This is a genomic window from Veillonella dispar, from assembly GCF_937975875.1.
In the GTDB taxonomy this organism is placed as follows: domain Bacteria; phylum Bacillota; class Negativicutes; order Veillonellales; family Veillonellaceae; genus Veillonella; species Veillonella dispar_B.
The window spans coordinates 1-5,959 of the sequence record NZ_CALJSP010000072.1 but is presented as its reverse complement, the minus strand read 5'-3'; the positions used below and the strand labels follow the sequence as shown (position 1 = coordinate 5,959).

The window sequence follows — 5,959 nt, the reverse complement described above, 5'->3', positions numbered from 1 at the left end:
GCTTTTAATTGAAGAATCACTATGTATATAACTTTCATAAGCATTTATAGGAATTCTATGATCAGCACCGGGAATATTAACATCAACAGCCCCTACTAAACCAGTAATTAAGCTAATATATACTGAAAGTGCTATTATTTTACGAATCATGTATCTCTCCAATTTTAAAAGTCCCAACTATAGTACGTTAATTGTAACATAGTCCAATTTTTTATGAAAAGTTTCTCTGTCTGTCATATAATAGAATGGTTAGTAATTACATTTGGAGGTCCCCATGAAATATACAACCATCGTTTTTGATTGCGACGGCACATTGCTCGATACGGCTACAGATTTAGCAAATGCTGTAAATCATGTACTACGTACACATAACTTTCCTGAAAAGTCTCTAGCAGAGGTAAAGGCAGCACTAGGCAATGCAGTAACGTACTTGATGCGTCAATGTTTACCAAGTTCTGTGGCAGATAACGAATTAGCTCCATACATTGAGGAATTCAAAGCTTATTATGGTGAGCACTTAAAAGATACAACAGCTCCTTACCCAGGCATTCTAGATATGCTTGATGTATTGCGTAAAAAAGGCTATAAATTGGCTATCGTATCTAATAAAATCCAAGAAGGTGTAACGCCTCTCAACAAAGAATACTTTGGAGATCGCTTACCTGTTGCCATCGGTGAAAGACCAGGCTTACAACGTAAACCAGCACCAGATATGGTACTCCAAGCATTAAAAGAACTAGGCTCTACACCAGAAGAATCTATTTATGTAGGTGACTCTGAAGTTGACGTAGCTACTGCAGAAAACTCTGGTCTACTTTGCATCGGTGTTACCTGGGGCTTTAGAGAAGAATCTCTCCACCAAGAACTAGGTGTAACACACATTGCCCGCAAAGCAGAGGATGTTACTACGATTATAGAAAAACTTAATAAATAAAGAGAAATTAGCACCAAAGATAAGACCTTAACTATAGATCTACTAATAATATCTAATTTATAGATATTATTATCTTTGATGCTATTTTTTATATTCTATACCCCTTGTAACCCCAATACTCATCTAGGGCGCTCTCATTCACATCTCTCAATCTAATTGTATGATATTTAAATTTATGATATAATTATAAATTATGTTGAATAATATATTTGAAAGGAGGAAAATATAATGCAACAATCATGGAAAATTGCATTTGCCTATATAGGCGTTATTGTAGGTGCAGGACTCTCGAGTGGACAAGATCTTCTACAATATTTTATAAGTTTTGGCCAAATAGGTCTTATTGGTGTTCTATTACTAGGTCTATTAAATGCCGCATTTGGTAAAATCATGCTTTCTTTGGGGAGCTACTATCGTGCAGACAATCATGAAGAAGTTTTTACACAGATTTCCCATCCTATTATTACAAGAATACTTGATTTTGTACTAATCGCTGGTAGTTTTATTATGGGCTTCGTTATGATAGCCGGTGCAGGATCAAACTTAGAACAACAATTTGGACTTCCTTTTTGGGTTGGCGGATTAATTTGCTCACTTTTAATCATAACCGTATCATTTATGAACTTTGACAAAATAACCAGTGTTCTAGGTGTTTTTACTCCTATCATGATTGTTATGATATTCATCATTACAGGCTACTCTTTTATTGGTAAAAGTCATGATTGGACTACATTAGAGGCTATAGCCCACACAATCAAACCAGCCACAAGCAATGTATGGTTTTCTGTCATTAATTATTATTCTCTATGTGCTATGACAGCTGTTTCTATGGCCTTTATTTTAGGTGGTTCTGTTGTTCGTATTGGTATTGCAGAAAAAGGTGGCACTCGTGGTGGCCTATTAGTCGGATTAGTTGTTTTTATAGCTGCTATCTCTATTTTTGCAAATCTAGATACAGTAAAAGATGCAGATTTGCCGATTCTTGCTATTGCCAATCAAATTCATCCTTGGCTAGCATATATATATGCAATCACAGTCTTTTCACTTATTTTTAATACAGCATTCTCTCTTTTTTATTCTATTGCTAGACGTTTTGCCAACGGCAGCACAAAAAGAATGAGAATTGTTATTATTTTTGTAGTAATCATAGGATATATATGTAGTTTCTTTGGCTTTAAAGATTTGATTAGTATCCTCTACCCAATTCTCGGTTATATGGGACTATTACTCCTAATTATTCTTATTTATGGCTGGCTCCGTGATCGTAAAGATATCATTATGGAAAAACTCTTCCGAAGAAAGATGCTCCATTTATCATTAAAAAAACATAGTCCTCACAAAAGTCTTTCAGAAAAAGAACGCGAACTATTCCATACATTAGGTGATATTAGTCAAGCAGATACAAAATCTCTTAAAGAAGATATTCATAATGAAGCAAAAGAAATACTTTCAAATACGGAAACAGTTCAAGAGCTAAAAGACTATGTAGAAGAGCATCTCTCAATAGACGAAGAAGTTATACATCAAAATATCAATATTCTACAAGAACAACAGGAAGAATCAAAATCAACTGAATCTTCTAAAGATAGACCTATCAAAAAGTCCAATATAAATAACAATGAAGTAAAATGAACAACGAGGAAATAATGACAGGTGTGGAATTAGAAATTATACTAAAAGCTGGAAAAATACTACTTAGCAGTGGCGCCGAAATCAGTCGTACAGAGGATACTATGAACTACATAGCACGAGCTATGAATTTTAAAGATTTAGAAGCCTACGTATCCAATAGAGGTATTTTTGCAACTGCTAAGAAAGCTGATGGAACTGAAATTACTCGTATTTGTAACGTTCCTGAAGTCGATATTAACCTCAGCAAAATTGAATCTGTTAATGCTCTCTCCCGACGTATCACACAAAAAAATATTACTATTGAGGAGATTGAAAGTGAACTTAATCAAATTGATACCATGTCAGACTATTCTTTTTTTTGGAGATTAGTAGCTTATACGTTAGGAGCTTCAGGCTTTAGCTATGCAATTGGTAGTTCTATAACAGACTCTATAATTGCCGGTACTATAGGTTTGGTATTAGGTATCTATTTGTGTACCATCAAACGCATACTTAGATCTGATGTATTGATTACCATTTTAGGTAGTATTCTAATAGCCTTATTGGGTAATCTCTTTATCCACTTTGAATTAGGATCCAACCTATCAGTTATATTACTAGGAGCCATGATTGACATTGTTCCCGGAGTTCCTTTCGTCAATGCTATTAGAGAGTATAGCCAGAATAACTATAATACAGGAATAACCCTTATGATGGGTGCGTTACTTACCTGTATTTCAATGGCTGTGGGGGTAGCAACCGTTCAATCATTACTATTTAATACACAAATGATTCCTCTTTATACCTCTAATTTAGATACTAATTCCTTAACCTCTATGTTTATGCGTAGTATAATGGCTGGTATTGGTACTACAGCATTTGCAATCTTATTCCGTGTAGCTAAACAACATTTTATTGATTGTACAATATTAGGATTCATCTCATGGTTCTTGTTCTTAACATTATCTTCACTACAGTCTAATGTTATGCTCTCCATATTCATCAGTGGTTTTATCATTACCATTTCTTCAAGAGTACTGGCAGTAAAAAGAAAATGCCCTGCTATAGTCTTCCTAATGACTAGCTTGTTCCCTTTATTACCAGGACTTAGTTTTTATCGCTCCATTTATTATATGTTAATGGGACAAGAAACGATTTCCATTAGCTTCGCAAAAGAATCTTTTTTAATAGCTTTTACAATTGCTATATCAATTGTAATTGTACAACATATGAAACCGGATTTAATTAAAAGATTATTTACTGGTAAGTAATATTAACCTATAACAAATACATATAAATCAATCGATTTTAGCTTTAAAACCGCAGAAAAATGGGAATTAAAATATTAAACCTCTCATTTTTTGCGGTTTTTCTTTTATTCTCTTAACTTTATTTCAATTTTCACGTTATACTTTTTAAGCATAGCTACTATTCCAAATCTATTGCCTTAAAAATGTGATATATGTTACATTTATGAGGCAGTACTTTCACATAGGTTATCTATCAATTCAGTACACATAGTGCTGATAGGAGATGGCAGTACATATACCTGTGGAGATTTGCCTGTATAGTTGTAGTTAGTTAATGGAGAATTGAGAAACAAATGGAAAATGAAGTAAGAAAAGTTGAAATGAGTGAAAATGTAGCAGATCCTACAGGTCTTGGTCTACTAGGTTTAGCTATTGTATGTTTTGTGGTATCCACGTCCCGCGTAGGCTGGTCTGGCCCAACAACATCCGTTATTATACCTTGGGCTGTTTTATTAGGTTCTTTAGCCCAATTGATTGCAAGCTATTTTGATTTCAAGAAAAATAATCCATTCGGCTCTGTTGTATTCGGTGCATACGGTTTATTCTGGTCCGCAATGGCTGGCGTTTGGTTGATTCAAATGGGCTCCTTCGGAGCTGAAATTCAAAAAGGTTTCGACGTAACACAATTGGCATTCGCTTTTGTGGGCTTCTTAATCTTCTCTATCTTTGGTACTATTGCATCTTTGAAAACAAACAAAGTTGTATTCGCTATTATGCTACTTATTTGCTTCCTATTCTTCGGTCTAGCAACAGACCTATTCTTAGGCGGCAAAACAGGCTTCTTCGCTCTTGCAGCATGGTCTGAATTATTCATCTCCCTATTGGGCTTCTACGGTTCTGGTGCTGTACTTGTTAATAAAGTATTCGGCAAAACTGTATTCCCTATGGGTAAAAGCATTCTGTAATAGTTTAATAACTATATAAATTACTTGCCCGATAAAAGAGGTTCCTATGCGTCACTACGGTGACAATTAGGAACCTCTTTTATGTATGATTACTTTATTATTCTAACCCGATATAGCTTATTTATAACTAAACTGCGCATCCATAATCATTTGGCGCAACTGCTCAATGCGAACACCATTTGGTAGCTTGTCTCTATAAAACTGCAACTTATAATAGTAACGAGTGTCCCCATAATCAGTAACTAATACCATGTCCGTCCTATTATGTAATGGCCAGCCATACATAAATTCGGCTAGTAAACTGCGCACACCATCATTATTGACCTCTGTTACATCATACTTAATAGGCAATACCATCTTTACAGTAGGTTCAGGAACCGTTCTATCTTTAACAATTTTTTCAATCTCTTTATCTAAAGAGGTACTTGTATTATCAATAGATCTAGCCTTAACATGCATAAAGACATCATCAGAGGTTCTAAACACTCTACCGTCTATATCCTTTGTTTCGCCTTTTGTTTCTACCGCATCTTTTAATACTCGAAATTGATACGGTCCATAAAACTTGGTATCTGTAATTGCATCTAACGCCTCATCATATTGGCCATTATGTACATTTGTAACATGTATGAGAGGTCTAATATCGTTAGCGTGTGAAAACATCGGCCCAGCTAAACACAAACCTAAACTTAGTAATGTAATACAACGTTTCATACATACATCCCCCATTGAACAGTAATATTAACTGTATTGTAACTTGATCTATAAAACAATTTTCTTTAATTTAGTTCTTAACTGGTATCATATTTTCAAAACTTGTGCCATATGCTTCTTTAAAAATATAATTTCCCACTACATATTTAGGATCACGTAAAGATACATCAACATATTGTTCTGCCCTATTATTAGAATTAGCAAAAGGTATACCTTCATAATTAAAGTCTTCTATACTATTCATAGTCAATCTCATACCAGAACGAGCTTGTTTGGCATAAATAAGCAAGGAATAATCTTGTGAATACTGTGGTATACGCAATATGCTAGCTACTGTATATCTTATATCATATCGATATGTAACTAAAACCTTATGAATATATGGATTAAGTCTATAACTATTTTTATTTTCAACCTCATATACAACGGCCTGTGCTTTATAAATAAACTCATTCTCTTCTACTCTTTTAATGGAACTTTTATCT

At 34.2% G+C, this 5,959-nt stretch carries 6 protein-coding genes; 4 read left to right on the top strand and 2 right to left on the bottom strand.

The features are described from left to right. The first annotated feature begins 274 nt into the window (after nucleotides 1-274). The 4 genes from Q7P05_RS03480 (at nucleotide 275) to Q7P05_RS03465 (ending at nucleotide 4,760) form a co-directional block, all read left to right on the top strand. Nucleotides 275-934: an HAD family hydrolase gene (locus Q7P05_RS03480; protein WP_303930470.1), complete on the top strand. Its 660-nt coding sequence runs from the start codon at nucleotides 275-277 to the stop codon at nucleotides 932-934. Nucleotides 935-1,162: 228 nt separating this feature from the next. After that, nucleotides 1,163-2,566, top strand: coding sequence for a hypothetical protein (locus Q7P05_RS03475; RefSeq protein WP_303930469.1), 1,404 nt, complete (start codon nucleotides 1,163-1,165; stop codon nucleotides 2,564-2,566). Between the two features lie 14 nt (nucleotides 2,567-2,580). Then, a complete protein-coding gene (locus tag Q7P05_RS03470; RefSeq protein WP_303930467.1) occupies nucleotides 2,581-3,816 on the top strand; it encodes a threonine/serine exporter ThrE family protein in 1,236 nt (411 codons plus the stop codon). A 332-nt stretch (nucleotides 3,817-4,148) separates the two neighbouring features. Further along, on the top strand, nucleotides 4,149-4,760 hold the full coding sequence (locus tag Q7P05_RS03465) for an acetate uptake transporter (RefSeq protein WP_303930465.1): 612 nt from the start codon (nucleotides 4,149-4,151) through the stop codon (nucleotides 4,758-4,760). 117 nt (nucleotides 4,761-4,877) lie between these two features. On the opposite strand, the gene Q7P05_RS03460 is transcribed toward Q7P05_RS03465, so the two are convergent. Together Q7P05_RS03460 and Q7P05_RS03455 are read right to left on the bottom strand one after the other, a co-directional pair. Then, nucleotides 4,878-5,474 carry a hypothetical protein gene (locus Q7P05_RS03460; RefSeq protein ID WP_303930463.1) on the bottom strand — a complete coding sequence of 199 codons (597 nt, stop codon included), beginning with the start codon at nucleotides 5,472-5,474 and terminating at the stop codon, nucleotides 4,878-4,880. Nucleotides 5,475-5,544: 70 nt separating this feature from the next. Then, a partial coding sequence (locus Q7P05_RS03455) for a hypothetical protein (RefSeq protein ID WP_303930461.1) occupies nucleotides 5,545-5,959 on the bottom strand: 415 nt, incomplete at its 5' end.